General features: G+C 58.2%; 1 protein-coding gene and 1 pseudogene. Both read left to right on the plus strand.

Features of this window, described 5'->3' with window-relative positions; genetic code table 11:
• Positions 1–314 precede the first annotated feature (314 nt).
• Positions 315–380 (plus strand): annotated as a pseudogene (locus NV64_RS24545) (hypothetical protein); the annotation flags it as partial.
• On the plus strand, positions 353–715 hold a 363-nt coding region (locus tag NV64_RS22770), incomplete at its 3' end, for a contractile injection system protein, VgrG/Pvc8 family (RefSeq protein ID WP_369878932.1). The pseudogene NV64_RS24545 and the gene NV64_RS22770, both read left to right, overlap by 28 nt.

The raw sequence follows: 715 nt of genomic DNA on the forward strand, positions 1-715 counted from the left end.
ACCCTGCGCACCGAAGCGGGCGAGGGGCCGCTGGTCCTGCTCAGGCTGCGCAACTTCCGCCTGCCGGAAGCCATTTTCAGCGTGGACGCCACGCAGGCGCAGGGCTCGCTGACCGGCACCCATGATGCCAAAACTGCCGGTGTGCAGGAGGATTACTGATGTCATCCCTGACCGTATTGCTTAGCGCCTGCCTGTTCAGCGAACTGGATACGCAGGCCGACGGCATCACCCTTGCGCAGTGTGGAATCCGCGCTGCTCTGTGACTCATAACGAATAAGGACGTGGTTATATGATGGACAATTTGAAAAATCCTGCTGCTTCCCTCCTGGCGAAGACGCTCAACCGCTATCACCTGGACATCCCTTCCTGCACGTCACCGCTGGACGTTGAGCATTTTAGCGGGGAGGAAGCAATGAGCCAGACGTACCGCTACGCGATAACGTTCACCAGCCCGGATAAAAACCTTGATGCGACGAGGCTTTTGAGTAAACCGGTCACCCTGACGATGGGCAGCGGCGTTTTACAGGGCCTGACCTGCCGAAAAGTGGTACACGGCGTTGTCACCCGCTTTGAGCGGACCGGTGGCTCAGCCGATCAGGCAACGTATGCCATCACGCTGGAGCCTTTCCTCTCTTTGCTGAACAAACAGTTTCGCACCCACCGTTTCTTCGTCAATAAATCCGTGCCGGAGGTGGTGGCGCAGATCCTCGACGAG

It is taken from the genome of Erwinia sp. B116 (assembly GCF_002865965.1).
GTDB lineage: Bacteria > Pseudomonadota > Gammaproteobacteria > Enterobacterales > Enterobacteriaceae > Erwinia.